Annotated in this window: 22 protein-coding genes and 1 pseudogene; 14 read left to right on the top strand and 9 right to left on the bottom strand. The window is 67.0% G+C overall.

Annotated elements, in window-relative coordinates; genetic code table 11:
• The 4 genes and pseudogenes from C9424_RS21060 to purU form a co-directional block, all read left to right on the top strand.
• Window positions 1–266, top strand: a pseudogene (locus C9424_RS21060) (lipoyl synthase); the annotation flags it as partial.
• Window positions 267–285: 19 nt separating this feature from the next.
• Window positions 286–1,119, top strand: coding sequence for a methylenetetrahydrofolate reductase (locus C9424_RS21055; RefSeq protein ID WP_116768780.1), 834 nt, complete (start codon window positions 286–288; stop codon window positions 1,117–1,119).
• Entirely contained in the window at window positions 1,109–2,548 is a 1,440-nt protein-coding gene (gene cycA, locus C9424_RS21050) for a D-serine/D-alanine/glycine transporter (RefSeq protein ID WP_116768779.1), read from the top strand. Before C9424_RS21055 ends, cycA begins: the two co-directional genes overlap by 11 nt.
• A 3-nt stretch (window positions 2,549–2,551) precedes the next feature.
• The gene (gene purU / locus C9424_RS21045; RefSeq protein WP_116768778.1) at window positions 2,552–3,457 is read left to right on the top strand and encodes a formyltetrahydrofolate deformylase; all 906 of its coding nucleotides are present in this window, start codon (window positions 2,552–2,554) and stop codon (window positions 3,455–3,457) included.
• Between the two features lie 95 nt (window positions 3,458–3,552).
• Here the strand turns inward: purU and C9424_RS21040 are convergent, their stop codons facing one another.
• From C9424_RS21040 to acsA, 5 genes are read right to left on the bottom strand one after another with little or no spacing between them, the layout of a single operon-like run.
• Complete coding sequence (locus C9424_RS21040; protein ID WP_116768777.1) at window positions 3,553–3,795, bottom strand: acyl carrier protein; 243 nt, start codon at window positions 3,793–3,795, stop codon at window positions 3,553–3,555.
• Window positions 3,796–3,823: 28 nt separating this feature from the next.
• Window positions 3,824–5,278, bottom strand: a complete 1,455-nt coding sequence (locus C9424_RS21035; RefSeq protein ID WP_116768776.1) for a 2-oxo acid dehydrogenase subunit E2 — start codon at window positions 5,276–5,278, stop codon at window positions 3,824–3,826.
• Window positions 5,271–6,251 carry an alpha-ketoacid dehydrogenase subunit beta gene (locus tag C9424_RS21030; RefSeq protein ID WP_116768775.1) on the bottom strand — a complete coding sequence of 327 codons (981 nt, stop codon included), beginning with the start codon at window positions 6,249–6,251 and terminating at the stop codon, window positions 5,271–5,273. Before C9424_RS21030 ends, C9424_RS21035 begins: the two co-directional genes overlap by 8 nt.
• The gene (gene pdhA, locus C9424_RS21025) at window positions 6,248–7,306 is read right to left on the bottom strand and encodes a pyruvate dehydrogenase (acetyl-transferring) E1 component subunit alpha (RefSeq protein WP_116768774.1); all 1,059 of its coding nucleotides are present in this window, start codon (window positions 7,304–7,306) and stop codon (window positions 6,248–6,250) included. The genes C9424_RS21030 and pdhA overlap by 4 nt, the downstream gene beginning before the upstream one ends.
• Window positions 7,303–9,171 carry an acetate--CoA ligase gene (gene acsA / locus C9424_RS21020; RefSeq protein ID WP_116768773.1) on the bottom strand — a complete coding sequence of 623 codons (1,869 nt, stop codon included), beginning with the start codon at window positions 9,169–9,171 and terminating at the stop codon, window positions 7,303–7,305. Before acsA ends, pdhA begins: the two co-directional genes overlap by 4 nt.
• 112 nt (window positions 9,172–9,283) lie before the next feature.
• Between acsA and pyrE the strand changes: the two genes are divergently transcribed.
• From pyrE to C9424_RS21000, 4 genes are all read left to right on the top strand, one after another.
• Window positions 9,284–9,868, top strand: a complete 585-nt coding sequence (pyrE, locus tag C9424_RS21015) for an orotate phosphoribosyltransferase (RefSeq protein ID WP_116768772.1) — start codon at window positions 9,284–9,286, stop codon at window positions 9,866–9,868.
• 98 nt (window positions 9,869–9,966) lie between these two features.
• Window positions 9,967–10,740, top strand: a complete 774-nt coding sequence (locus C9424_RS21010) for a GAF and ANTAR domain-containing protein (protein WP_116768771.1) — start codon at window positions 9,967–9,969, stop codon at window positions 10,738–10,740.
• A gap of 95 nt (window positions 10,741–10,835) precedes the next feature.
• Entirely contained in the window at window positions 10,836–11,384 is a 549-nt protein-coding gene (locus tag C9424_RS21005; RefSeq protein WP_116768770.1) for a hypothetical protein, read from the top strand.
• A 163-nt stretch (window positions 11,385–11,547) separates the two neighbouring features.
• On the top strand, window positions 11,548–12,588 hold the full coding sequence (locus tag C9424_RS21000) for a thioesterase domain-containing protein (protein WP_425547093.1): 1,041 nt from the start codon (window positions 11,548–11,550) through the stop codon (window positions 12,586–12,588).
• A 5-nt stretch (window positions 12,589–12,593) separates the two neighbouring features.
• On the opposite strand, the gene C9424_RS20995 is transcribed toward C9424_RS21000, so the two are convergent.
• On the bottom strand, window positions 12,594–13,448 hold the full coding sequence (locus C9424_RS20995; protein ID WP_091256758.1) for an HAD-IIA family hydrolase: 855 nt from the start codon (window positions 13,446–13,448) through the stop codon (window positions 12,594–12,596).
• A 197-nt stretch (window positions 13,449–13,645) separates the two neighbouring features.
• Here C9424_RS20995 and C9424_RS20990 point away from each other — a divergent pair, with 197 nt between their 5' ends.
• From C9424_RS20990 to C9424_RS20975, 4 genes are all read left to right on the top strand, one after another.
• A complete protein-coding gene (locus C9424_RS20990; protein WP_116768782.1) occupies window positions 13,646–14,224 on the top strand; it encodes a TrmH family RNA methyltransferase in 579 nt (192 codons plus the stop codon).
• Between the two features lie 84 nt (window positions 14,225–14,308).
• Complete coding sequence (locus C9424_RS20985; protein WP_116768768.1) at window positions 14,309–16,285, top strand: S53 family peptidase; 1,977 nt, start codon at window positions 14,309–14,311, stop codon at window positions 16,283–16,285.
• A 168-nt stretch (window positions 16,286–16,453) separates the two neighbouring features.
• The gene (gene fbaA / locus C9424_RS20980) at window positions 16,454–17,473 is read left to right on the top strand and encodes a class II fructose-bisphosphate aldolase (protein ID WP_116768767.1); all 1,020 of its coding nucleotides are present in this window, start codon (window positions 16,454–16,456) and stop codon (window positions 17,471–17,473) included.
• Between the two features lie 2 nt (window positions 17,474–17,475).
• On the top strand, window positions 17,476–17,901 hold the full coding sequence (locus C9424_RS20975; RefSeq protein WP_116768766.1) for a DUF3151 domain-containing protein: 426 nt from the start codon (window positions 17,476–17,478) through the stop codon (window positions 17,899–17,901).
• Between the two features lie 216 nt (window positions 17,902–18,117).
• Here the strand turns inward: C9424_RS20975 and C9424_RS20970 are convergent, their stop codons facing one another.
• Window positions 18,118–18,750: a uracil-DNA glycosylase gene (locus tag C9424_RS20970; protein ID WP_116768765.1), complete on the bottom strand. Its 633-nt coding sequence runs from the start codon at window positions 18,748–18,750 to the stop codon at window positions 18,118–18,120.
• Window positions 18,751–18,989: 239 nt separating this feature from the next.
• Entirely contained in the window at window positions 18,990–20,228 is a 1,239-nt protein-coding gene (locus C9424_RS20965) for a cobalamin-independent methionine synthase II family protein (protein ID WP_116768764.1), read from the bottom strand.
• Between the two features lie 428 nt (window positions 20,229–20,656).
• Here C9424_RS20965 and C9424_RS20960 point away from each other — a divergent pair, with 428 nt between their 5' ends.
• On the top strand, window positions 20,657–21,946 hold the full coding sequence (locus C9424_RS20960; protein ID WP_091255587.1) for an adenylosuccinate synthase: 1,290 nt from the start codon (window positions 20,657–20,659) through the stop codon (window positions 21,944–21,946).
• A 126-nt stretch (window positions 21,947–22,072) separates the two neighbouring features.
• On the opposite strand, the gene C9424_RS20955 is transcribed toward C9424_RS20960, so the two are convergent.
• A complete protein-coding gene (locus tag C9424_RS20955) occupies window positions 22,073–22,726 on the bottom strand; it encodes a GntR family transcriptional regulator (RefSeq protein ID WP_116768763.1) in 654 nt (217 codons plus the stop codon).
• Window positions 22,727–22,837: 111 nt separating this feature from the next.
• Between C9424_RS20955 and C9424_RS20950 the strand changes: the two genes are divergently transcribed.
• Window positions 22,838–23,848, top strand: a complete 1,011-nt coding sequence (locus C9424_RS20950; protein ID WP_116768781.1) for a 1-aminocyclopropane-1-carboxylate deaminase — start codon at window positions 22,838–22,840, stop codon at window positions 23,846–23,848.
• The last annotated feature ends 644 nt before the right edge of the window (window positions 23,849–24,492 follow it).

The raw sequence follows: 24,492 nt of genomic DNA, 5'->3' as shown, positions 1-24,492 counted from the left end.
TGCGCCCGTCCGAACGGCACCTGCCGGTGGACCGCTGGGTCAAGCCGCAGGAATTCGTGGACCTGCAGCAGGAAGCGGACGAGATCGGCTTCCTGGGCGTCATGTCCGGACCCCTGGTGCGCTCCTCCTACCGCGCCGGCCGGCTCTGGGCCACCGCGATGCGCAAGAAGGGCTGGGAAATCCCGGCCCAACTCGCCCACATCGAAAGCTCCGGCAGCACCCGCCAGGAAGCCAGCTCCATCCTCGCCGCGCACGCCGGCGTCTGACACCTGCAGAGGACTAACGATGATCCCCACCAGAATCGAAATCATCCCTTCAGAGGGAATCGTGGAGCAGGTCACGGCCCTGGTGCCCTTGAGCACCACGCTTACCGTCACGTGCCTGCCCCACCACGGCATCGAGCGGACCATGCGTGCCGCGGTGCAGCTTAGCCTGCACGGCTACTCCGTCATTCCGCACCTCGCGGCGCGGAGCCTGCCTGGTCGTGTCGAGCTGACCGAAATCCTCCGCGACTGCAATGTTGCCGGCATCGGTGAGGTGTTCGTGATCGGCGGAGACCGGAAGCAGCAGGCGGGTCCGTACGGGTCCGCCCTCCCGGTGCTGGAAGACATCGCGCAGTACACCGGCGGAGTGATGCGGGCAGGCGTTGCGGGCTACCCGGAGGGACACCCCGCTGTGGGTGCCCTGGACCTCGTGGACGCCCTGCTGGCCAAGCAGCACCTGGCCACGCATGTCGTCACGCAGATGTGCTTCTCCGCGCCGAAAATCCTTGACTACGCGGCGCTCCTCCGCCGGGAAGGCGTGCAACTGCCCGTCTGGGCCGGGGTGGCCGGGGCCGTCCCGCGGACCAAGCTGGTTTCCCTCGCCGCGCAGATCGGCGTCGGAAGTTCCCTGAAGTTCCTCAGCCGCAAGGGGCCGTTGGCGCGCAAGCTCCTGAGCGGGGACAGGTACTCGCCCCAGAGTCTGGTGACGGGTCTGCAAAGCCAGCCCGGCAGCATCGCGGGCATCCATCTCTACAGCTTCAACAACCTTGACGCGGTCCCTGACGGGCCTGATCAAGCGTTAACCCCAGCAGCACTTCAGCCGGCATTGATTCGAAGGGCAACACGTGACAACTAGAGTCGTAACTTCCCACCAGGAACCGCACCTTGAGCGGCAGCTCAGCAACAGGCACATCCAGCTAATTGCGATCGGCGGCGCCATCGGCACCGGCCTGTTCATGGGCTCGGGCAAGACGATTTCGGCGGCCGGACCCTCCGTCATCTTCGTGTACATGATCATCGGCTTCATGCTGTTCTTTGTCATGCGGGCGATGGGCGAACTGCTGCTGAGCAACCTGAACTACAAGTCCTTCAGCGACTTTGCCGCGGACCTACTGGGCCCCTGGGCAGGTTTCTTCACCGGCTGGACCTACTGGTTCTGCTGGGTGATCACCGGGATTGCGGATGTCATCGCCATTGCGGGCTACTCGCAGGAACTCTGGCCGGCGCTACCTTTGTGGATCCCCGGCCTGGTTACCATCGCCATCCTGCTGCTGCTGAATCTGGCCACGGTGAAGGCGTTCGGCGAGACGGAGTTCTGGTTCGCGCTGATCAAGATTATCGCCATCGCGGCACTGATCGTGGTGGGTCTGTTCATGATTTTCAGCGGGTTCAGCTCCGACGCCGGACCGGCCAGTTTCAGCAACTTGTGGAGTCACGGCGGCTTCTTCCCGAATGAATTCATGGGCTTCGTGGCCGGTTTCCAGATTGCCGTGTTCGCTTTTGTGGGCATTGAGCTGGTGGGCACCACGGCTGCCGAGGCCAAGGACCCGGAGAAGAATCTGCCCAAGGCGATCAACTCCATTCCCATCCGTGTGCTGCTCTTCTATGTGGGCGCCCTGATCATCCTGATGTCCGTCATTCCGTGGACCCAGTTCCAGGCCGGCCACAGCCCCTTCATCGCCATGTTCTCACTGGCCGGCCTGGGTGCCGCCGCCACCGTGGTGAACCTGGTGGTCCTGACCTCGGCGATGTCCTCGGCCAACTCCGGCATCTACTCCACTTCACGCATGGTGTACGGACTGGCCCAGGAAGGTGACGCTCCCGGCGTGTTCGGCGGGCTCTCCCGGCGGAAGGTCCCGCAGAACGCCCTGTTCCTCTCCTGCGTACTGCTGCTCTCCGGCGTGGTGCTGATGTACGCGGGACAGGACATCGGCAAGGCCTTCGACATGGTGACCACCGTGTCCGCTGTCTGCTTTGTCTTCGTGTGGTCCATCATCCTGGCCAGCTACATCGCCTTCCGCCGGCGCCGCCCGCAGCTGCACGACGCCTCCAAGTTCAAGATGCCCGGCGGCATTGCCATGGTCTGGGTTGTCTTCGCTTTCTTCGGTTTCGTGCTCTGGACGCTGACCACCCAGCCTGACACGCTCACGGCCCTGCTATTCACCCCGGTCTGGTTCATTTTGCTCGGCATCGCATGGTACATCCTGCGCCGCCGCCCCACGCACCTAGCCCGCTACGCGACGTTCCAGGCCGAACTCGCCCGGGACATGGAACAGGAAGCCTGAGCAATGAACACCACACCGACGACGGGTTCGCCCCAGGAACCCATGGAACATACAGCCACGTCTGAACACGTGCTCACTCTCGACTGCCGGGAGTCTCCCGGTATCGTCCACGCGATCTCGGGGTTCCTGCTGGACCACGGCTGCGACATCATCGACAACAAACAGTACGGAGACCGCGGGGAAGGGCACTTCTTCATGCGCGTCCACTTCTCCTCTGCCCCGGAGTCCTTCAGCACCGAGCAGCTGCGCCGCGACTTTACGGTCCTGGCGGAGAAATGGCAGATGAACTGGCAATTGGAGCCGCACGGCCGCAAACGCCGTGTCCTGGTCATGGTGTCCAGGATGGGCCACTGTCTCAATGACCTTCTGTTCAGGGCGCGGACCGGCGACATCCCCGTGGAAATCGTCGCCGTGGTCTCCAATCATCGCGATCAGGAGGGGTTGGTGCAGTGGCACGACATCCCGTTCTTCCACCTGCCGGTGACCAAGGACTCCAAGCCGGAGGCCGAAGCCAGGCTTCTGGAAATCGTTGACGAATTCGACGTGGAACTCGTGGTCCTGGCCCGCTACATGCAGGTCCTCAGTGACGGACTATCAGCCAAACTCGCGGGACGGACCATAAACATCCACCACTCCTTCCTGCCGAGCTTCAAGGGGGCCAAGCCCTACCACCAGGCCTACGACCGTGGGGTGAAGACCGTGGGCGCCACCGCCCACTACGTCAATGCCGAGCTGGATGAGGGCCCGATCATCTCGCAGCAGGTCATCGACGTGGACCATACCTACACCGCCGACGACCTCGTGGCGGTGGGCAGGGATGCCGAGTGCGCCGCCCTGCGCAATGCCGTGCGTTGGCACTGCGAGGGCAGGGTCCTGCTCCTCGGCAACCGGACCGTCGTCTTGCGGTAGGACAGGTCCTATGGGTCGACCCTCGCCGCCGTCGATTGCTCCGTAACCGCCCTTTAGAGCCTCCAAAAGGGCGGTTACGGAGCAGTCGCTGGGGGTTAGCCGCGTGCCGCGAGGTAGCCGATCAGGCCCTTGACGGTGGCAACGGCCGGGTAGTCGCGCTCCGGAATGTCCACGCCGGTGGCCTTGTCGATGGTTTCCACGAGCCGCAGGAAGTCCAGCGAATCGAGTTCCAGGTCCTGGCGCAGCCGGGCGTCCTCGTCGACGTCGTCGAAGTCGACGTCGGGGGCCACTTCGCCGATCGCGGCGTGCACGGCCGCCCGGGCGTCCTGTTCGTTCATGGTTCCTCCGCTTTCCTGGCGTTGGGTGTCACAGATGCTCGGGCTCTTGCAACAGCTCGTTGATCAGGGCCAGGTAGCGGCCGCCGCGCAACCCGTCGCTGACCCGGTGGTCCGCCGAGAGCGTCGCAATGACAGCGTGCCGGACCCCGAGGAGCCCGTTTTGGGCCCAAGGCTGTTCCGTCACGCGGCCGAAACCCACCATCGCGACCTGGGGCGGGTAGATCACGCCGTAGACACTGTCCACGCCGAGGTCTCCGAGGTTGGTCACCGTCAGGGTTGGATCGGCCATCTCGGCGCGCAACAGACGCCCCGCCCGGGCCCGGCTGACAAGATCCCGCAACTGCTCCATCAGCACGTCCAGGGGCAGGGTGTCGGCGTCGTGGATGGCGGGGGCCACCAGGCCGCCCTGTCGCAGGGCCACCGCAACGCCCAGGTGCACCGCCGCACTGGGCCGGAACCCCCCGCCGTCGTAGAAGCCATTCACTTCGGGGACTTCCTTGGCCGCGAGCGCCGCGGCCTTGAGCAGGAGCGCGGAGGGGACCAGCCGGGCGGCGACGGGCCGGTGCGCGTTGACGGACTGCATCCACTCGACGCCGGCCCGGAGGTCCAGCGTGGTGCTGAGGTAGTAGTGCGGGATGGTCTGCTTCGAACGCGTCATCAGGGCGCCGATGGCGCGGCGCAGGCTTGCCACGCGCTCGCGGGCCTCCGACGACGGCTTCCCTTTAGCCGGCGCTTCCGGTTCCGGAGCAGCGGGTGCGGCTTCCGGTACAGCGGGTGCGGCTTCAGGCCCGGAAACCGCGACGGCGGCCTCCGGGAGGACGGCCCCCGGGGGACCGGCTTCGGGACGCGCCTCCGCGGGGCCTGCCGGCGGAACGGCTGCTGCGGCGTCCTGCACGTCGGTCACTGTCACGGCGCCGTCCGGGCCGGTGCCGGTCACGGCGGAAAGCTCGATCCCGAGTTCCGCCGCGAGCCGCCGGGCCCGCGGCGTGGAGCGCACCCTGGCCGCGCTGGCGGGCCGGGCCGCCCTGGCATGTTCCACATCCGCCCGCGTGATGGCGCCGGCTTTGCCGGTGCCATGGATCCTGCCGGTGTCCACGCCCAGCCGGTGCGCCAGATGCCGCACCGGCGGCGCGATCGGGGGACCGGCCGTGGCCGCCGGTGCTTCCGGAGCGTGAGGCTTGACAGCGGGGGTTTTGGACGGCGCCCGCGCCGGGGGCGCCTCATGCCCCGGTGCCCCCACCTCGGCGGGGGTCTGGGTGATCCGGGCCAGCGGGGTTCCCACCGGAACGGTTTCGCCGATGCCCACCAGGAGGTCTGCCACGACGCCTTCCTGGAAGGACTCCACATCCATGACGGTCTTGTCCGTGTCCACGACTGCCACGAGGTCGCCGCGGCGCACGTAGTCACCGGGCTTGACGAGCCATTCGACCAGCTTGCCGTGCTCCATGTCAGCCCCGAGCGAGGGCATGAGGAAGTCACCCACCGGCGTCCACCGTCTCCTTGGCGGCGGCGACGACCCGTGCCGCGGAAGGCAGGGCGGCCAGCTCGAGGTGCTTGGCGTAGGGGATCGGCACCTCGGCGCTGCAGACCCGGCCCACCGGCGCATCGAGGTCGAAGAACACCTGCTCGGTGATCCGGGCACTCACCTCGGCCGACAGGCTGCCGCTGCGCCAACCTTCATCGACCACCACAGCCCGGTGGGTCCGGGTCACGGATGCCATGATGGCGGCGTCGTCGAGCGGGCGGAGCGTGCGCAGGTCCAGGACCTCGGCATCGATCCCGTCGGCCGCGAGCTGTTCCGCGGCGTCGAGCACGGCGGGGAGGGTCCCGCCGTAGGTGATCAGCGAGATGTCGTTGCCGGGGCGCCGGATGGCGGCCGTGTCGATGTCTACCGGTCCGGCGTCGTCGGCCAGTTCCCCGGGGACGTTATACAGCGAGCCGTGCTCGAAGATCAGCACGGGATCCGGGTCCTGAAGCGCAGTCCACAGCATGCCGCGGGCGTCTTCGAGGGTAGCCGGGGCGAGGATCCGCAGGCCCGGGATATGCGCATACCAGCCCTCGAGGCTGTGCGAGTGCTGGGCGCCGAGCTGGCGGCCGGCACCCGTGGTCATCCGGATCACGAGCGGCACGTGGAACTGCCCGCCGGACATGTGCAGCAAGGTGGCGGCGTTGTTCACGATCTGGTCGAGGGCCAGAAGGCTGAAGTTAACCGTCATGATTTCCACGATCGGGCGCATGCCGCCAAGCGCGGCCCCGATGCCGGCGCCGACGAACCCGGACTCGGACAGCGGGGTGTCGCGGATCCGGTCCGGGCCGAACTCCTCCAGCAGGCCCAGGCTGACCGCGAACGAGCCGCCGTAGGCGCCCACGTCCTCACCCATCAGGAACACGCGTTCGTCGCGGATCATGGCGTCGCGGATGCCCGCGCGGAGCGCTTCGCGGTAGCTGGACTTCATGGCGCGCCGGTTTCCTTCCCTGCAGGCTGCGTGCCGGTGCCGGGGCCGGCACCGTCTCCGGTGTCGCGCTCGCTGTACACAAAGCGGGTCAGTTCCTCCACCGGCTCCGGTGTTCCGGCCTCGGCGAAGTCGACGGCGGCCGCGATTTCCGCTTGCGCGTCCGCCTGCAGCTGCTCCCACTCGGCGGCCGAGAGCTGGCCCGCGGACTCCAGCGCGGTCCGCAGCAGCGTGATCGGGTCCCGCTCCATCCACCGCGCAACCTCGTCCTTGGCCCGGTAGCGTTCGGGATCGAACATCGAGTGGGCCCGGAAGCGGTAGGTCCGCAGCTCCAGGAAATGCGGGCCACCGCCGGAGCGGACGGCGTCCACCGCGCGCCGTGCGCCCTCCTGGACGGCCAGGACATCCATGCCGTCCACGGCCCACGCCGGGATCTCATATGCGGCGGCCTTGAGGGCGATGTCCGTCTGAGATTCGGACCGGGCCAGGGCGGTTCCCATGGCATAGAGATTGTTCTCGCAGCAGAACAGCACAGGCAGCTGCCACAAGGCCGCCAGGTTCAGGCTCTCGTGGAATTCGCCTTCGGCCACCGCACCTTCGCCGAAGAAGCACGCCGTGACATTGGAGCGTCCCGCCATCTTGTCGGCGAGCGCCAGGCCGACGGCGAGCGGCAGGCCCCCGGCGACGATCGCGTTCCCCCCGAAGAACCGGGTGGCGGCGTCGAAGAGGTGCATTGAGCCGCCGCGCCCGCGGCAGCACCCTTCAACGTAGCCGTACATTTCGGCGAGGATCGCCCCGGCCGAGACGCCCCGCAACAGCGCGTGGCCGTGCTCCCGGTACGTCGCGACCACGGCGTCCTCCGGTCCCAGGGACGCCAGGACACCGGCGGCAACGGCCTCCTCGCCAATGTAGACGTGCAGGAAGCCGCGGATCTTGGCGGCGCTGTAGAGCTCGACGCATTTCTCTTCGAGCTGGCGGACGCGCAGCATCTGCAGCAGCAGGTGCCGGCCTTGGGCCGCGTCCACGGCGCCCCCGCCCGGGCCTGGGGTGCCGGTCATTTCGGTTCCAGCCCTGTGCCGGCCGCGTCAGGCGGGGCCGCGTTAGGCGGGGCAGCGTTCGGCGGTGGAGTCTCGATGGTGGAGGTGTCACCCTCGGGCAGCCCGAGCTCGCGGGCCTTGAGCAGGCGCCGGAGTATCTTTCCGCTGCGGGTTTTGGGCAGCGCGGTGGTGAAGTCGAGCAGCCGCGGCGCGACGGCCGGACCCAGCCGCTTGCGGGCGAAGCCGATGATGTCCAGCGCCAGCTCCCCGGACGGCTCCCAGCCGCTCCGGAGCTCAACGAAGGCCTTGACCACTTCGCCCGCCACCGGGTCCGGGACACCGATCACGCCGGCCTCGGCCACGGCGGGGTGCTCCATGAGGGAACTCTCCACCTCGAACGGGCCGATCAGGTGCCCCGAGGATTTGATGACGTCGTCGCCCCGGCCCACAAACCAGTAGTAGCCGTCGGCGTCGCGTTTGGCGAGATCCCCGGTCAGGTACCAGCCGCCCGCGAAGCAGCGGCGGTAGCGTTCCTCCTCATGCAGGTAGCCGCGGAACATGGAGGGCCAGCCGGGCCGCAGGGCCAGTTCACCCATGGTGTCCGGGGCCGTGACCAGCACGGCTTCGCCGTCGCGGATGACGGCCTTGCCGTCCGCGTCCCGGACCACGAGGGCCGCTTCTACGCCCGGGAGCGGCCGGCCCATGGAGCCGGGCCGGATCTCGGTGGCGGCGTAGTTGGAAATCATGATGCCGCCTGTTTCGGTCTGCCACCAGTTGTCATGCACCGGCTGGCCGAAGGCCTCTTGCCCCCACACCACCACCTCCGGGTTGAGCGGCTCGCCGACGCTGGCGACGAAGCGCAGGGCGGAGAGGTCGTGTCCCGCGGCGTGGTCGGCCCCGGCCTTCATGAGCATGCGCAGGGCCGTCGGGGCCGTGTACCAGACCGTGACCCCCTGTTCGGCGAGGATCCGGTACCACCGGTCCGCGTCCATTTCCTCCTCGTCCACGATGGCCGTCACCCCGTGGCTCAAGGGCGCGATCACGCCGTACGAGGTTCCCGTGACCCAGCCGGGGTCGGCCGTGCACCAGTAGACGTCATCGGGGTGCAGGTCCAGGGCGAAGGTGCCGGTCGCGTGGTGGGCGGTCACGGCGTCGTGCACGTGGATGGCGCCCTTCGGGGTGCCGGTGGTGCCGGACGTGAAGTGCAGCAGGGCCATGTCCTCCGGCTGGGTGGCGGCGATGTCCCCGTCCGGCGGGGCTTCGCGCATGAGGGCGGCGAGGTCCAGGGTCCCGGGCTCGGGATCGCCGTCGGCGTCGATGAGCAGGACGTGGCGCAGGTCGGGGAGCTGCCCGCGCAGCTGCGCGATTTTCTTGCGGTACAGCGCCCGCGTGGTGACCAGCGCCCGGCCGGAGCCCAGCGTGAGGCGCTGCCGCACGGGCTCGGGGCCGAACGCGGAGAACAGCGGGCAGAACACGCTCGCGTTCTTGAACGTGCCGAGCACGGCGATATACAGGTCGGGCCCGCGGCCGGTGAGGGAGAACACCCGTTCCCCGCGGCCGACGCCGAGGCTGCGGAGGACCCCGGCGAAGCGGTTGGTCTGTTCGGCGAGTTCGGCGTAGCTCAGTGAATGGGTGCTGCCATCGGCGCGGACAAACCGCAGGGCCTCCCGGCCGGCGCCGCTGCCGGCCGCGTGCCGGTCCACGGCCTCGTAGGCGATGTTGAGGCCGCGGCCCCCGGGGAGCCCGGACAGTGCACGGCGGCCCTCATCCCAGGTAAATGCCGCGCAGGCCGCGTCATAATCCACCAGGTTCGGCCGGATCCGGAAACTGCCGATGTCTTTGGTGATCGCAGGCCAGCGGATGGATGGTTCGGTTCCTGCCGTCATGGTTCCATCGGACTCCCGTGCGCCGGTGCCGCCAAGAGTAAAAGGTCCCGGCCCCCGACATATGGGCGCCCGGCTGGGAATCCGCGGCGGACCAGCCACTAAACTGGGACCCATGACTGCCACCCGTGACTTCGCAGCCGACGCTGCCTCTGCCCGTGCCCGACTCCTGGAACTGATCAAGGAGCTGGCCGTCGTCCGCGGCAAGGTCATCCTCTCCAGCGGCGCGGAGGCGGACTACTACATCGACCTGCGCCGCATCACCCTGCACCACGAGGCATCCAAGCTGGTGGGGCAGGTCATGCTGTCCCTGATGGACGACGCCGGGATCGACTTTGAGTGCGCCGGCGGGCTCACCATGGGGGCAGACCCGGTGGGCACGGCCGTCATGCACGCCGCCGTCGACGCCGGCCGTCCGGTGGACGCGTTCGTCGTCCGCAAGGCGCAGAAGTCCTACGGCATGGGCCGCCAGGTGGAAGGCCCCTCGGTCGAGGGCCGCCGGGTCCTGGTCCTGGAAGACACGTCAACCACCGGCGGCTCCGCGCTGACCGCCGTCGAGGGCGTTCGCAAGGCCGGAGGCAACGTTGTGGCCGTCGCCGTGATCGTGGACCGCGACACGGGAGCCAAGGAAAAGATCGAAGCCGAAGCCGGTGTTCCGTACCTCTTCGCGTTCGGCAAGGACGAACTGGGCCTGAGTTAGGCGTTTCACCGGCGGCGGACACGTATGGACCGTGCTTTGGGGGTGACTTATCATTTCTTAAATACCCCCATCGGTACCCGCCTCTGGAGAAACGCGCCATGCTTCCGCCCAATGAAGATTTGACGACTGAGTCCATCAGCACTGTCGACCAGGTCCAGAACCTGATCCTGGACAGTGCGGACTTTGAAGAGTTCCTGAACGAACTCGCGCGTTTTTCCGCGCACCAGGTGGCCGGTGAGGGCGACGACGCGCTGTGCGGGATCACCTTGCTGCGGGACCGGAAGGCCGCGACGATCGGCTGGAGCAGTGAGTCTGCCCGGGAAGTGGACGAGATCCAGTACCGGCTGGCGCAGGGGCCGTGCCTGACGGCGGCGCAGGAGGAGCGCGAGGTCTACGTGCCGGACCTTTTTGAGGAAGACCGCTGGGGTCCGGACTACGCCAACGCCGTGGCCTCGCACGGGCTGCGCTCGGTGCTCTCCGTGCCGTTCCATCTCCAGGGCGAAGCCCAGGCCGCCTTGAACCTGTACTCGGACGTGCCGCGCAAGTTCGACGGTGACGTCGCGGACCGGGCGCGCGACTACACCCGGCAGATATCCCAAGCCCTGCGCATGGCCGTGCGCTTTTCCCTGCACACGGACAGCGCCACGAACCTGCGCGCCACCCTCGAGTCCCGGACCGTCATCGACATGGCGATCGGGATCGTCATGGCGCAAAACCGCTGCGACCAGCAAACCGCGGTCCGGATCCTCACGGACGCCTCCAGCAACGGCAACGTGAAGCTGCGCGACATCGCCACCTCGCTCGTGCAGTCCGTGGGCGGAACCGATACCCGGACCCATTACGAGGAGCCGGGCCGGCGCCAGGCCGGCTAAACCGGCAGTCTCCTATGACTTGTGCCCAACCAGCGGTGCGGATACGCTGGTTGCGGTTGAGCCGTCGGCCATAGACATCCTTCTTTGGAGTACCTATGGACCAGTCACTGCAAGCCCACGTCAAGCTTGATGTCGTTTCGGACGTCGTCCGGATTGACGTCCGGGGGAGCCTCACGCAGATCTCCCGCCCTTCCCTGATGCAGATCATTCAGCGCGTCCGCCGGATGGGCATCACCGCGCACATCCGCGTCGACCTCGGCCGCGCCGCGTTCGTGGAATCCTCGGCGCTGGCCGGCCTGCGCAACGACCTCAACGCGATCGACGGCGGAAGCGCCGGCTCGGAGACCGCCGGCATACCGGCGTCCGGCAGCGGCGTTTCCCTGGAACTGACCCCGCGCTTCGATGACCCCGCCGCGTTGCAGACATTGGACATGTCCGGGGAGCTCATGGCTTCGGTGGACGCCTCGGGCACCAGGCGGTTGACCCGGTTCTCCGACGACGAACTCCTCGCCGCGAGTGACTCCGTGTTCGGCCTGCTGGACGACCCCGCTGGCATGGCCCGCGCCGAACTTCTGGCGACCTATGACGAGATCGGCATGGAAATCAGCCGCCGCGAGGTCGGCCGCGAGCCCGAACCCGCGTAGCCGGTCAAGGGTGCCGACGGGGTCCGGACGGGCGCCGGGACGGCGCCAACGGGGCCCAGGACGGCACTGAGGACTGCGCTCCGTCTGGCCTTCCGTACGGCGTTCCAGTCCTACGGAAGGGCCCCGTTTCTCTTCCCCGCCGGAGCGTGGTTACGGTAGTGATGTGCCGGCTGAGATGGAACCGAACCATCCGCGAGGCCCCGGTTCTGCCGAGGCCCGCCTGCTCCGCCACGCCGTCGAACTCAAGCGGTTTTCCCGGCGCACGTTCTTGGTCGGTGCCGGGTCCGCGTCACTGCTGGCGGCCGACATGCTGTTCACCCAGCGCGTGCAGGAGGAGCGGCGCGTCAACCGGATCCTTGAAGTGAAGGACGATGTCGCGGAACGGTATTTTCCCCACGCCAGCTGGATCCTGTTCCCCGGCTACAAGACGAGCTGGGAAGAAGCCCTGTGGATCCTGAACGCCCTGCGCGGTTCGCTGAACAAGCGGGGCCAGCTGGCCGCCGTCGGGTATTCCAACGAGGGGCTGGACATCGATGAGGTGGTGATCGCCGTGATCGAGCACGTCCGCGCCCACCAGCTCACCACCCTCTATTTCTACGGCCACAGCTTCGGCGGCATGGTGGCAACCCAGGTGGCCGCCCGGCTGCGCGAGCTCCATGGCGTCGAAGTGGCGTTCATCCTGCTCGACTCCAGCCCTGCGAGCCGGTATGACGTGCTGGACCAGAGCTGGTTCGAGGGTGTGGTGCTGCTCTACGAGAGCGGCTTCCGTTTCCCCACCGTCCTGCGCGGCGGCTACGAACTCGGCGAGAGGATGCTGCACAAGAATGAGCGCAGTTGGAGCCAGATCCTGGACCAGACGCTGGAGCAGTTGTCGCCAATCGCGCCTTCCAGCGTGCTGATCCAGTCCGAATCCGCCTTCATCTACCACTTTGACGCCGGCAGGTTCGTCGGCAAGCTCGGCGGCACGAAGATGGCCTTCATCGGCAACCCCCGGGACCAAACGGTGGACTACGAGACCGCCCGGGACGCGTGGTCACTGACCTTCAAAGCCAACATGGTCTCGGACAATCTGCGCACCGACGGGGCCAAGCCGGAACACGCCAGCCCCGGCTGGAGCCCGTTCGTCTACCGCCCCATCATCGAAAAACTGCAGGACGATTTCTTCCCGCTGCCCACCGGCGGCGGGAAGAAGGCCGTGGTCTGACGGGGTCAGATCTGGTTCTTGAGGTCCGCCACGGAATTCAGGATCTGGTTCGGCCGGAACGGGTACGCGGCGATGTCGTCCCGGTGCGTGATGCCGCTGAGCACCAGCACCGTGTGCAGTCCCGCTTCCATGCCTGCGATGATGTCGGTGTCCATGCGGTCGCCGATCATGGCCGTGGTTTCAGAATGGGCGTCAATCTGGTTCATGGCCGAACGGAACATCATCGGGTTGGGCTTGCCCACGATGTACGGTTCACGGCCCGTGGCCTTGGTGATGAGGGCCGCGATGGCGCCGGTGGCGGGCATGGGGCCGTCCTTCGACGGGCCGGTGGCGTCCGGGTTCGTGGCGATGAAGCGGGCGCCGGCCAGGATGAGGCGGATCGCCATGGTAATGGCTTCAAAGGAGTAGGTGCGGGTCTCGCCGAGCACCACGAAGTCCGGGTTCTGGTCGGTGAGGATGAAGCCCGCCTCGTGGAGCGCCGTCGTGAGCCCTGCCTCGCCGATCGTGTAGGCGCGGTTCCCCGACTCCGAGCCGCGGACCTGGTCCTTGAGGAACTGGGCCGTGGCCAGGGCCGAGGTCCAGATGTTCTCCTCGGGGATTTCCAGGCCGGAGGAGCTCAGCCGGGCCGCGAGGTCCCGGGGCGTGAAGATCGAGTTGTTGGTCAGTACGAGGAACCGCTTGGAGGTATCCACCCAACGCTGGATCAGCTCCGAGGCACCCGGGATGGGCTGGTTCTCGTGGACCAGCACGCCGTCCATGTCCGTCAGCCAGCACTCGATTTCCTGGCCGCTGCGGTACATCGAAGCCCGGGAACGTGCCTCTTCTGACTCTGTCAGCTGGTCTTCGCGCTCTTCTGCCATGGTGTCCTCCGCCGTAAGTGTGCCGCTTCCAGAGTCCAGTCTAATGTTGAGGCGTGACTGAACCTGAGATCCCCCGCGCCGCCGGTGCAACGCCTGACGCCGACTCTTCGGCCGACTCGACGGCAGAGACTGCGGCAGAAAGTGCGACAGAGACAGAACCCAAACCGGAGGTCGGCGTCGGCCCCTGGGACGGCGATCTGCCGGAGGGGGAGCACTGGGACCCGGACCTTCTGGCGGACGGCGACCGGCGCAATGTGGTGGACAAGTACCGCTACTGGAAGCACGAAGCGATCGTCGCGGACCTGGACTCCCGACGCCACAACTTCCACATCGCCATCGAGAACTGGCAGCACGACCTCAACATTGGCACCGTGGTCCGGACCGCCAACGCGTTCCTGGCCAAGGAGGTCCACATCATCGGGCGACGCCGCTGGAACCGGCGGGGGGCCATGGTTACCGACCGCTACCAGCACATCCGCCACCACCCCACCGTGGAGGACTTCGTGACCTGGGCGCAGGGGGAGGGGCTCGCGATTATCGGGATCGACATCTTCCCGGATTCCGTGCCGCTGGAGACCTACGAACTGCCCAAGGACTGCGTCCTGGTCTTCGGCCAGGAAGGACCGGGCCTGACCTCGGAGGTCCACGACGCCGCCCTCGCTACGTTGTCGATCGAGCAGTTCGGCTCCACCCGCTCCATCAACGCCGCCTCCGCCGCGGCCATCGCGATGCACGCGTGGATCCGCCGCCACGTATTCGGGCAGATAGTTTCCTGAGGCACCTATAGTCAGATCGGCGTTTGCCGTCTAGGCTCTGGCCTGTGTGGGCGCAAAGGGCGCCCGCCTAGGGGAAGACATCTCATGAAGAAGGTCTCAACTTCGCATTCCCGGCGCGCCACGCGCCTGCTGGCCCTTGGAACTTCACTTGCCTTTGCCGTCGGCCTGACCGCGACGGCCGCGGTCGCCGCCCCGCCGACGCCGCCGCCGTCGAACAACTACCCGGGTTCAGTGCCTCCGTGGGCAGGCTCCCGCGCCAAGACCGGCATCCCGCTAAGCAATACGACGGTCGAGGGCGAGATCTACCTGAACCTCCCCGACGCCGGAGCAGCCAAGGCGTTTGCGACGGCCGTGTCCACGCCGGGAAGTCCGCAGTACCAGCAGTACCTTTCGCCCCCGGACTGGATCGCCAAGTACGGGCCGGCCAAGACCGACGTCGCTGCTCTCGTTGACTACCTGAAGGGGCAGGGCATGGTGGTCACCTCGGTCCCCGAGAGCGGCCTCTACGTGGTCTTCCGCGGCACCGTCGCCCAGATCAATGCGGCTTTCAGCACGACCGAGCAGACCTATGCCTTCCAGGGCCAGAGCCTGATCGGCCCGTCTACCGCGCCATCGCTGCCCGCGAACCTCGCCGCCAAGGTCCAGGCGATCTCCATCGACCAGGGACGGCTGCTCACCCGCCCCTCACTGGCCACCGCGGGCTCCTCGGACCAGGCCCAGACATCAGGCAAACCCGTCGGCCCGGCGCCGGTTGACGCGCCGTGCTCCAACTACTGGGAGCAGAACAAAGTCACCGTCCCGGAAGCGTACGGGTCAACGAGCTTCGGCACCGCCATCTGCGGCTACACCCCGGCGCAGCTGCAGGGCGCCTACGGGGTGACGTCCCCGTCGACGGCCGGCGCCGGCCAGACTGTGGCGATCATCGACGCCTACGCCTCGCCCAGCATCGAATCGGACGCGAACACGTACTCGCAGAAGAACGGCCTGCCTGCCTTCAAAGCGGGGCAGTACCAGCAAATCGTGCCGGATTCCCGGTTGTTCATGGACCAGGCGCTGTGCGGACAGCCCAGCGGCTGGCAGGGTGAGCAGACTCTCGACGTCGAGGCCGTACACGGGCTCGCCCCCGCCGCGAATATCCTCTACGTCGGAGGGAACAACTGCGGCGCGGGCATCGACGTCGCGATGTCCACCATCCTGGACCAGAAGCTCAGCACCATTGTCAGCAACAGCTACGGCTACGTCGGCGAGGCGGTCTCCCCGAACGCGCTGATGGGCATGCAGAACATTCACCTTCAGGCGGCAGGCGAAGGCGTCGGGCTCTACTTCTCCAGCGGAGACAACGGGGACGAGAAGGCGAGCCTGGGCTACGCGTCGCCGGACTTCCCGGCCAGCTCGCCGTTCGTCACAGCGGTCGGCGGAACCAGCCTCGCCGTGGGCAAGAACAACGACTACCTGTTCGAAACCGGCTGGGGAACCACCCGCAACCGGATCGTCCCGAACCCCGACGGCAGCCTCGGCTACGCCGGTGACCTGCCGGGTGTATTCCGTTTCGGCGCCGGGGGCGGGACGAGCGCGGTGTTCGCCCAGCCCGGCTACCAGCAGGGCACGGTCCCGGCCGCGCTGGCCAACGGCTACAGGGTCTCCCCGGATGTCGCTTCCCTTGCCGATCCGTACACCGGCTACCAGGTGGGGATCAGCCCGATCACCAACGACCACTCTCTCAACACCGGTTCCTATGAAACCACCGGGTACGGCGGAACCTCGCTGGCGTGCCCCCTGACCGCGGCGCAGATGGCGATCGCACAGTCCGCGACCGGTAAAACCGTCGGCTTCGCCAACCCGGCCATCTACGCGGCATCGAAGACGGCCGCCTCGGGAGCGCGGGACGTGATGCCCCAGATCAACCCCCAGGCCATGGTCTTCTCCAGCCCGGTCAGCGGCAACAGCTACCTGGTCGGCACCGACAAGGACACCTCACTGTCCACCTCGCCAGGCTATGACGACGTCACCGGCGTCGGCAGCATGACCGTCCGGTTCGCGACGAGCATCGCGGGACAGTAGCCGCACGACGGCGCACCGCCAACGGCGGCCGCGTAACACGTCTTCCTGCGTCTGTCGCCGGGTCCGGGAACATTTCCTGGACCCGGCTTCACGTATTCGGCTCCGGGGCGCACGTGGCTAGGATGTACATAGCCATGTAGCTACCACTGCTTTCGACGAGGAGTCAGCATGCCCATTGCAACCCCAGAGATCTACTCCGAGATGATCGACCGTGCAAAGACGGGCGGCTTCGCATTCCCGGCCGTCAACGTCACGTCCTCCCAGACCCTGAACGCGGCCCTGCGCGGCTTCGCCGAGGCCGAGTCCGACGGCATCGTGCAGGTCTCCACCGGCGGTGCGGCTTACTGGTCCGGGGCCTCCACCAAGGACATGGTTGCCGGCTCCCTGGGCTTTGCGGCCTTCGCCCGCGAGGTCGCCAAGAACTACGGCGTCAACATCGCCCTGCACACGGACCACTGCCCCAAGGACAAGCTTGACGGCTTCGTGCTCCCGCTCCTCGCCGCGTCCGAGGCCGAGGTCAAGGCCGGCCGCAACCCCCTCTTCAACTCGCACATGTGGGACGGCTCCGCCGAGACCCTGCAGGAAAACCTCCGCATCGCCCGTGAACTGCTGGAGCGCACCGCGGCCGCCAAGATGATCCTCGAGGTCGAGATCGGCACCGTCGGCGGCGAGGAAGACGGCGTCGAGAACGCCATCAACGACAAGCTCTACACCACGGTCGAGGACGCCCTGGCCACCATCGACGCCCTCGGCTCCGGCGAAAACGGCCGCTACATCACGGCCCTGACCTTCGGCAACGTGCACGGCGTGTACAAGCCCGGCGGCGTCAAGCTGCGTCCGGAGATCCTCAAGGACATCCAGGAGCAGGTGGGCGCCAAGATCGGCAAGGCCAACCCGTTCGACCTCGTCTTCCACGGCGGCTCCGGCTCTTCGGAGAAGGAGATCGCCGACGCCGTCTCCTACGGCGTGATCAAGATGAACATCGACACGGACACCCAGTACGCCTACACCCGCCCCGTGGTGGACCACATGTTCCGCAACTACGACGGCGTCCTGAAGGTCGACGGCGAGGTCGGCAACAAGAAGCTCTACGACCCCCGCGTCTGGGGCGCCTCCGCCGAGGCCGGTCTGGCCGCCCGAGTGGTCGAGGCCGCCCAGCAGCTGGGCTCCACCGGCAAGACCTTCTAGTCATGTCCGACGAGTTCCGCAAGAACCTGATGGGTCCCGAGCCCACGCTCCTGCCTGCCGAGACTGAAATCTACCAGCACCTCGCGCTCGGCCAGGAAGCCCTGGACCTCGTGGCGAAGTACCCCACCTCCTCGCTCCTGTGGGCCATCCTGGCCGAGGAGGCGTGGACAGAGGGCCGCACCATCGATTCCTACGCGTACTCGCGGGTCGGCTACCACCGCGGCCTGGATTCGCTGCGCCGCAACGGCTGGCGCGGTGTGGGACCGATCCCGTGGGAGCACGAACCTAACCGCGGCTTCCTGCGCGCCCTCTACTCGCTGGGCCGCGCGTCCGCCGCTATCGGCGAGGCCGAAGAACCGGAGCGGATCGAAAAGTTCCTCAACGATTCCGATCCCGGCGCCAAGGCGGCCATCGAAGCCCAGGGCTGAGAAGGCGCCAGACGACGCAACGCGGGGTCACCTACCGTCCATTCCCGTGACCGGGACGGACGGTACGTGACCCCGCGTTGTGGTTTAAGCGAAGGAATAACGTGCGACGGCGGGCCCCCACCGTGAGGTGAGGACCCGCCGTCGGCGGATTCGTGGGAGGGCCCACGCCCGCCGGGTTCCCTGGCCGAGCTTGCGAGGTTAGGGAGCGGGTGGGGATCAGCTGGCCTTGGCCAGGCCCGTCCGGGCCATGGCATCCGCGTAGGCCGTGTGCATTTCCGCCAGGTACTCCTCCTGGCGGACGGGGGTCCCGGCGAAAGCGCGGCCGCTCAGCGAGCGGACTTTGTAGGTCTTGAGGCCGCGGCGCCAGATCATGGGCACTTCGGTCTTGAGCAGCAGGTTGGCCAGGCGGTTGGCTTCGGTGCCATGGGCCACGATCACCGAGGCGCGGGGCACGAGGGCCAGGAACTTCAGCAGCGGCTTGAGGCCGGCGGAAATCTGGTCCGGCGTGAACTTGCCGTTGGCCTCGCCGGGGACGTACCAGGGGTGGACGTTCCACGGCATGACGAATTCGGGGCGCAGGCCCAGCTTCCACTGGATGCCGAGCATGCGGGTGGCCGCCTCGTCGTCGCCGGCGGTGATGAAACCTGACGAGTCCGCGGTGCCGATGTTGGAGTAGAGGCTGATGATGCGGCACTCATCGACATCGTGCATGGGGTCCACGTAGGGGACAGAGGTGCCAGCCTTGGTTGCCTGGAGAGCGTCACAGAGCTCATTGACGGGGGCGACGTTAGGTTCGTACCGGCGGCTCAGGAGCTCTTCGCGGAAATTTTCAGTGGCCAGGGCTGTCATATGTTGCTGGGTCTCCTGCGGGATTGGCAAAGCTGCCACACCGGACGCGGGCACGCCGAATACAGGGCATGAAGAGCATTGGTGTGGTTTGAAAATGTGGTGTGGACCGATTCGTGATCGATCCTTATCAGTCTATCAAGCCCCGCGAAATGCGGCACCGGCCCGTGCCCCGGCGGCCCGGCCGGTGCCTTGGCGGCGTCCGGCGGCCCGGCCGGTGCCTTGGCGGCGTCCGGGCGCTGTTACCAGAGGCGCTTGGTGGCGCGGCGGGCGCCCTCGCCGAGGGCCTCCAGCTTGGCGTAGGCAATTTGCGGATGCACCCTGCCGCCCAGCCCGCAGTCGGTGGATGCGATCACGTTCTCGCGTCCCACGAGCTCCGCGAAGCGCACGATCCGGTCCGCCACGAGGTCCGGGTGTTCCACAACGTTTGTGGCGTGGGAGACGACACCGGGGATGATCACCTTGCCATCGGGGAGCGTGGTGTCTTCCCACACCCGCCACTCGTGCTCGTGCCGGACATTGGCCGCTTCGAAGGAATAGCCGCCGGCGTTGACCTGCAGGACCGAGCCGACGATGTCCGCGAACGGGATGTCCGTGGTGTGCGGGCCGTGCCAGGAGCCCCAGCAGACATGCAACCGGATCTTGTCCTGAGGGAGGTCGCGCAGCGCCCAGTTCGTGGCTTCGACCCGGAGCTGAATGAACTTCAGGTAGTCCTCGAGGCTCGGCTCGGGGTTGATCTGGTCCCAGCTCTCGGCCAGGGACGGGTCATCGAGCTGGACCGTCAGGCCGGCGTCGATGATGGCTTTGTATTCCTCGCGCATCGCGTCGGCGCAGGCGTAGAGGAGTTCCTCGTCGGTCTTGTAGTACTCGTTGGCCACGCGGGCGCACGAACCGGGGGAGAGCGACGCGACGAATCCCTCGGTGAGGCCGGCCGCGGCCAGGCCCGTCTTGAGGTTGGCGACGTCCGAGGCCACGAGTGCCTGGCCGGTGTACGTCAGCGGCCCCGCGATCTTGGGCTGCGTCACGGCACGACGGTGCGCCAGGATCCCCGAGGAGGGGTCGTTGTAGGCGTCATTGAACTTCTGCCGGTCCCGGCGGTCGGGGAACGAGGTCAGGACGATGTTGCCCGGCGAGGAACGGTGCACCTTGGCGTCGGCCCAGCGGTCCACGTCGGTCGGTTTGAGGCCGCCGAGGCGGGAGAAGGAATAGTTCCACCAGGCGCCGTAGTCCACGGAGCTGGACATCGTGTGCCCGTACTCGCCGTCGTTGGCGATGTCGATGCCGAGATCCTTCTGGCGCCGGACGACGTCAACCACCGAGGTTTGCAGCAGGTCCAGGAATTCGGGCGTGATGCCGTCGGCCTCTTTGGCCTCGTTCGCGGCGATCAGCTCAGGCGTGCGGGGCAAAGAGCCGGCGTGGGTGACGCGGATGTGGTCGATGTTCCGGGAAGTTTTGTTCTGGGGCTCGGTCTTTTCGGACATGGCGCGGTTTCCTTTCCATCGGTCCTGGCAGTAGCACCGGTGCCGGTCACGGCGGCCGCGGTTGGGCGGGCTGTGTCCGGGAGGGTTGCTGCGGCGTCAATGGTCCAGGTCCCTCGGCCGCTCGGGATGGTCACTCTCACTTAATTCCACCCCGGCCCGTCCCGCAAGTCGCGCCCACTATGTGTCGGGCATGGCCTGGTGGAAGATGCAGTTGGCGTTCACCGCAGCCTAGCTCCCGGTCCGAGCAAGGACCCAAAGCGATGCCGGTCACCGTTTTCGGCTAAACTTGGGTGGTAAGAGCCCCGGAACTCTGGCGTTGGGTAAGAGCACAGCGGTAGATTCGGGGCATTCTCATGAACGGCGCTGAGCTGCGGTGGCCACCTGGTCAATCGCACGCAGTTCGGCCCGAACGAATGGGGGAGGATCCCATGCCAGCAATCGTGATCGTCGGAGCCCAGTGGGGCGACGAAGGCAAAGGAAAGGCCACCGACCTGCTCGGCGGCCGGGTTGACTACGTCGTCAAGCCCAACGGCGGCAACAACGCCGGGCACACCGTCGTCGTAGGCGGTGAGAAGTATGAGCTCAAGCTCCTTCCTGCCGGCATCCTGAGCCCGAACGCGGTTCCGATCATCGGCAACGGCTGCGTGGTGAACCTGGAAGCCCTGTTCCAGGAAATCGACGGCCTCGAGGCCCGCGGCGCGGACACGTCCCGGCTGCGCGTCTCCGCCAATGCCCACCTCGTGGCGCCGTACCACCAGGTCCTGGACAAGGTCACCGAGCGTTTCCTCGGCAGCCGCGCCATCGGCACGACCGGCCGCGGCATCGGCCCGGCATACATGGACAAGGTGGCCCGGCTCGGCATCCGCGTCCAGGACGTCTTCGACGCCTCGATCCTGCGCCAGAAGGTCGAAGGATCGCTGCGCCAGAAGAACGAGCTCCTGGTCAAGGTCTACAACCGCCGCGACATCGAGGTGGACGAGATCGTGGAGTACTTCCTGTCCTTCGCCGAACGCCTCCGTCCGCTGGTCATTGACAGCACTTTCGTCCTGAACACCGCCCTGGATGAGGGCAAGGTGGTCCTCATGGAGGGCGGCCAGGCCACCTTCCTCGACGTCGACCACGGCACCTACCCCTTCGTCACGTCCTCCAACCCGACCGCCGGCGGCGCCTCCGTGGGCTCCGGCATCGGTCCCACCCGCATCTCGCGCTCCATCGGCATCATCAAGGCGTACACCACGCGCGTGGGCGCCGGACCGTTCCCCACGGAACTGTTCGACGAGATGGGCATGTACCTGCAGAAGACCGGCGGTGAGTTCGGTGTCAACACCGGCCGCCCCCGCCGCTGCGGCTGGTACGACGCAGTCCTGGCCCGCCACGCCTCCCGCGTCAACGGCTTCACCGACTACTTCGTCACGAAGCTGGACGTGCTCACGGGTATCGAGCAGATCCCGGTCTGCGTGGCCTACGACGTCGACGGCGTGCGGCACGACGAAATGCCCATGACCCAGACCGAGTTCCACCACGCCAAGCCGATCTTCGAGTACTTCGAAGGCTGGACCGAGGACATCACCGGCGCCCGCACCCTGGAAGACCTGCCGGAAAACGCCCGGAACTACGTGCTGGCGCTGGAGAAGCTCTCCGGCACCCGGTTCTCCGCGATCGGCGTCGGACCGGACCGCGACCAGACGATCGTCGTCAACGACCTGATCAACGACTAACGCTTTAGAAGCTGACGCCCGACGGCGGCGGGTCACCCTGGCAGGGCGGCCCGCCGCCGTCGCTGTTAAGGCCCTTGTTAGGGCCGTGCTGAGGTTCGGCGGCTAAGACGGGCTTACTCCGAGGGCCTACTGCGAGGACGTGAAGCGCAGCGAAAGCCAGTTCTCCCGGCATGCCCTGGCGGTGGCTTCGGCGTCGCGGAGGCTGGCGAGCCGGATGATTTCGGTGTGCTGGGCCACGGATCCCCGGGCGGCAAAGGAGCCGAAGCGCATCCGCTCCACCCGGCGCAGGACCGGGGTGGTTTGTTCCAGGAGGTCCCGGAGCACCGGGTTGCCGCTGACGGTGACAAAGACCGCGTGGAAATCGTCATCGGCCTGCAGTGCCGACTCGACATCGGCGTTTTGCAGGGCTTGTTCGAAGCGCGAGTTGGCCTCGGCCATGGCGGAAATGTGGTCCTCCGTCAGGAGCGGGACGGCCAGGCGCGCGGCCAGCTCGTGCAGCCCGCCCACCACCTGCTGCGTGCTCTCGGTCGATGCCTGGTCGTAGGGGGCCACGATGGTCGCCTTGCCCGGCAGTGCGATGACCAGGCCGGCGTGTTCCAGCCGGAGCAGCGCCTCCCGGATGGGGGTCCGGCTGACGCCCAGCCATGCTTCCAGTTCCGTGTCCTTCAGCCGTTCGCCGGGCTCGAAAGTGCCGTCGACGATCGCGTTCCGGATCGATTCGAAGACGTTGTCCCGGAGCAGCGGCCGCTTGTGGACTCCGGAGAGCGAGGGGACGGGCATGCAACATATCGTATATCCCTCTTGTCCTCCCGGAGCCGTTATCGGACAATGCAATATATTGCATGTTGGATGTTCACCATGCCCTTTCCCACCACGAGCGAAGGACCGTCGATGGCCATCACCGATTTTGAGCGTTACCCCCTGATGTTCGGACCGAGCCCCGTCCACCCGCTGCCGCGGCTCAGCGCGCATCTGGGCGGTGCCCGGATCTGGGCGAAACGGGAGGACGTCAACAGCGGCCTCGCATTTGGCGGCAACAAGACCCGCAAGCTGGAGTACTTCGTCCCGGAGGCCCTGGCTCAGGGCGCGGACACCTTGGTGTCGATTGGCGGCTACCAGTCCAACCACACCCGCCAGGTCGCGGCGGTGGCCGCGAAACTCGGCCTCAAGGCCCGCCTCGTCCAGGAAAACTGGGTCGACTGGCCGGATCCGTTGTCCGACCGTGTGGGCAACATCCTGCTGTCGCGCATCATGGGGGCCGATGTCCGGCTGGATAGTGCGGGCTTTGACATCGGCATCCGCAGCAGCTGGGAAAACGCCATCGAAGAGGTCAAGGCCGCCGGCGGCAAGCCGTACGCCATCCCGGCCGGCGGGTCCGACCACAGGCTGGGCGGGCTGGGCTTCGCCAACTGGGCCTACGAGGTGGAACAGCAAGAGCGCGAGCTCGGCATCTTCTTCGACACCATCGTCGTCTGCACGGTCACGGGCTCCACCCACGCCGGCATGATCGCGGGCTTCGCCGGCCAGGACAAACCGCGCCGGGTAATCGGCATCGATGCCTCAGCGACGCTGCAAAAGACCCGCGACCAGGTGGAACGCATCGCCCGGAACACCGCCGAGCTGATCGGCCTGGGACGGGACCTCCGCGACGACGAAATCACCGTCATGGAAGGCTGGGCCGGGGATCTCTACGGCATTCCCGTCGACTCCACCCTGGAGGCCATCCGCCTTGGCGCCTCGCTCGAGGCCATGATCACCGACCCCGTGTACGAGGGCAAGTCCCTTGCCGGGCTGATCGACCTCGTGAAGAGCCGCGATATTCCGGCCGGAAGCAATGTCCTTTACGCCCACCTGGGCGGGCAGATCGCCCTCAACGCCTACAGCGGGCTTTTCCGTTCCTGATTGCTGTTGCGCTATCACTTAAGGTCCTTCTGAGCTCTGAGAACGACCCTAAGTGATAGCGCAACGGTAGGGAGCCCAACGGTTCCGACGGTGGCGGGTCCCTTGAAACCGCCGCCTGGCGAGGAGCCCGCCGTCGTCAATCCGCCGCTAAAATCCCCCGCAGCGCCCGGCCCGAAGAAAGAAATAAAGAAATCTCCGATTGGTGCGTAACCTTTCGGGTCACCCCGACGATTACTCCTTTGTAAGCGCCTCCGGAGCTCGGACCCCCCATCGGGTCTCCGGTCGGCCTTCCACCGTAAGCGCCGGCCGGCGCCTTCCCCCCATTTGGTCTCCGGTCGGCCCTTTACCGTAAGCGCTTGCCGGCGCCTGCCCCATCGGGCGCCGGCCAGCCTTCCACGGCGAGAGCGGGCTGTCGACGGCCCACGAGGCCTCAGCCCGCCTTCCACCAAAAAACAAAGGATGTATGTCTGTTATGAAGAGTGTTAGCAAGACCACCAAGATTGCTGTCGGCGCCGCCATCCTCGCAGTCGGAGGATTCTCCGGCATCGGACTCGCCAACGCGGCCCAGATGTCCAGCACCCAGCAGTCTGAAGTGACCCACGCTACGCCCGCCACCCCGGCGACCCCCGCGGTCCCGGCTACCC

Origin of the sequence: Arthrobacter sp. H-02-3 (genome assembly GCF_003097355.1) — a bacterium.
Lineage (GTDB): Bacteria > Actinomycetota > Actinomycetes > Actinomycetales > Micrococcaceae > Arthrobacter > Arthrobacter humicola.
This window is presented reverse-complemented; position numbering and strand designations above follow the sequence as displayed.

Coding starts and splice junctions, on each gene's coding strand:
- C9424_RS21055 (WP_116768780.1), top strand. CDS start 286: ATGATCCCCACCAGAATCGAAATCATCCCTTCAGAGGGAATCGTGGAG.
- purU (WP_116768778.1), top strand. CDS start 2,552: ATGAACACCACACCGACGACGGGTTCGCCCCAGGAACCCATGGAACAT.
- C9424_RS21040 (WP_116768777.1), bottom strand. CDS start 3,795: ATGAACGAACAGGACGCCCGGGCGGCCGTGCACGCCGCGATCGGCGAA.
- C9424_RS21030 (WP_116768775.1), bottom strand. CDS start 6,251: ATGAAGTCCAGCTACCGCGAAGCGCTCCGCGCGGGCATCCGCGACGCC.
- pdhA (WP_116768774.1), bottom strand. CDS start 7,306: ATGACCGGCACCCCAGGCCCGGGCGGGGGCGCCGTGGACGCGGCCCAA.
- acsA (WP_116768773.1), bottom strand. CDS start 9,171: ATGACGGCAGGAACCGAACCATCCATCCGCTGGCCTGCGATCACCAAA.
- pyrE (WP_116768772.1), top strand. CDS start 9,284: ATGACTGCCACCCGTGACTTCGCAGCCGACGCTGCCTCTGCCCGTGCC.
- C9424_RS21010 (WP_116768771.1), top strand. CDS start 9,967: ATGCTTCCGCCCAATGAAGATTTGACGACTGAGTCCATCAGCACTGTC.
- C9424_RS21005 (WP_116768770.1), top strand. CDS start 10,836: ATGGACCAGTCACTGCAAGCCCACGTCAAGCTTGATGTCGTTTCGGAC.
- C9424_RS20995 (WP_091256758.1), bottom strand. CDS start 13,448: ATGGCAGAAGAGCGCGAAGACCAGCTGACAGAGTCAGAAGAGGCACGT.
- C9424_RS20985 (WP_116768768.1), top strand. CDS start 14,309: ATGAAGAAGGTCTCAACTTCGCATTCCCGGCGCGCCACGCGCCTGCTG.
- fbaA (WP_116768767.1), top strand. CDS start 16,454: ATGCCCATTGCAACCCCAGAGATCTACTCCGAGATGATCGACCGTGCA.
- C9424_RS20975 (WP_116768766.1), top strand. CDS start 17,476: ATGTCCGACGAGTTCCGCAAGAACCTGATGGGTCCCGAGCCCACGCTC.
- C9424_RS20970 (WP_116768765.1), bottom strand. CDS start 18,750: ATGACAGCCCTGGCCACTGAAAATTTCCGCGAAGAGCTCCTGAGCCGC.
- C9424_RS20965 (WP_116768764.1), bottom strand. CDS start 20,228: ATGTCCGAAAAGACCGAGCCCCAGAACAAAACTTCCCGGAACATCGAC.
- C9424_RS20960 (WP_091255587.1), top strand. CDS start 20,657: ATGCCAGCAATCGTGATCGTCGGAGCCCAGTGGGGCGACGAAGGCAAA.
- C9424_RS20955 (WP_116768763.1), bottom strand. CDS start 22,726: ATGCCCGTCCCCTCGCTCTCCGGAGTCCACAAGCGGCCGCTGCTCCGG.
- C9424_RS20950 (WP_116768781.1), top strand. CDS start 22,838: ATGGCCATCACCGATTTTGAGCGTTACCCCCTGATGTTCGGACCGAGC.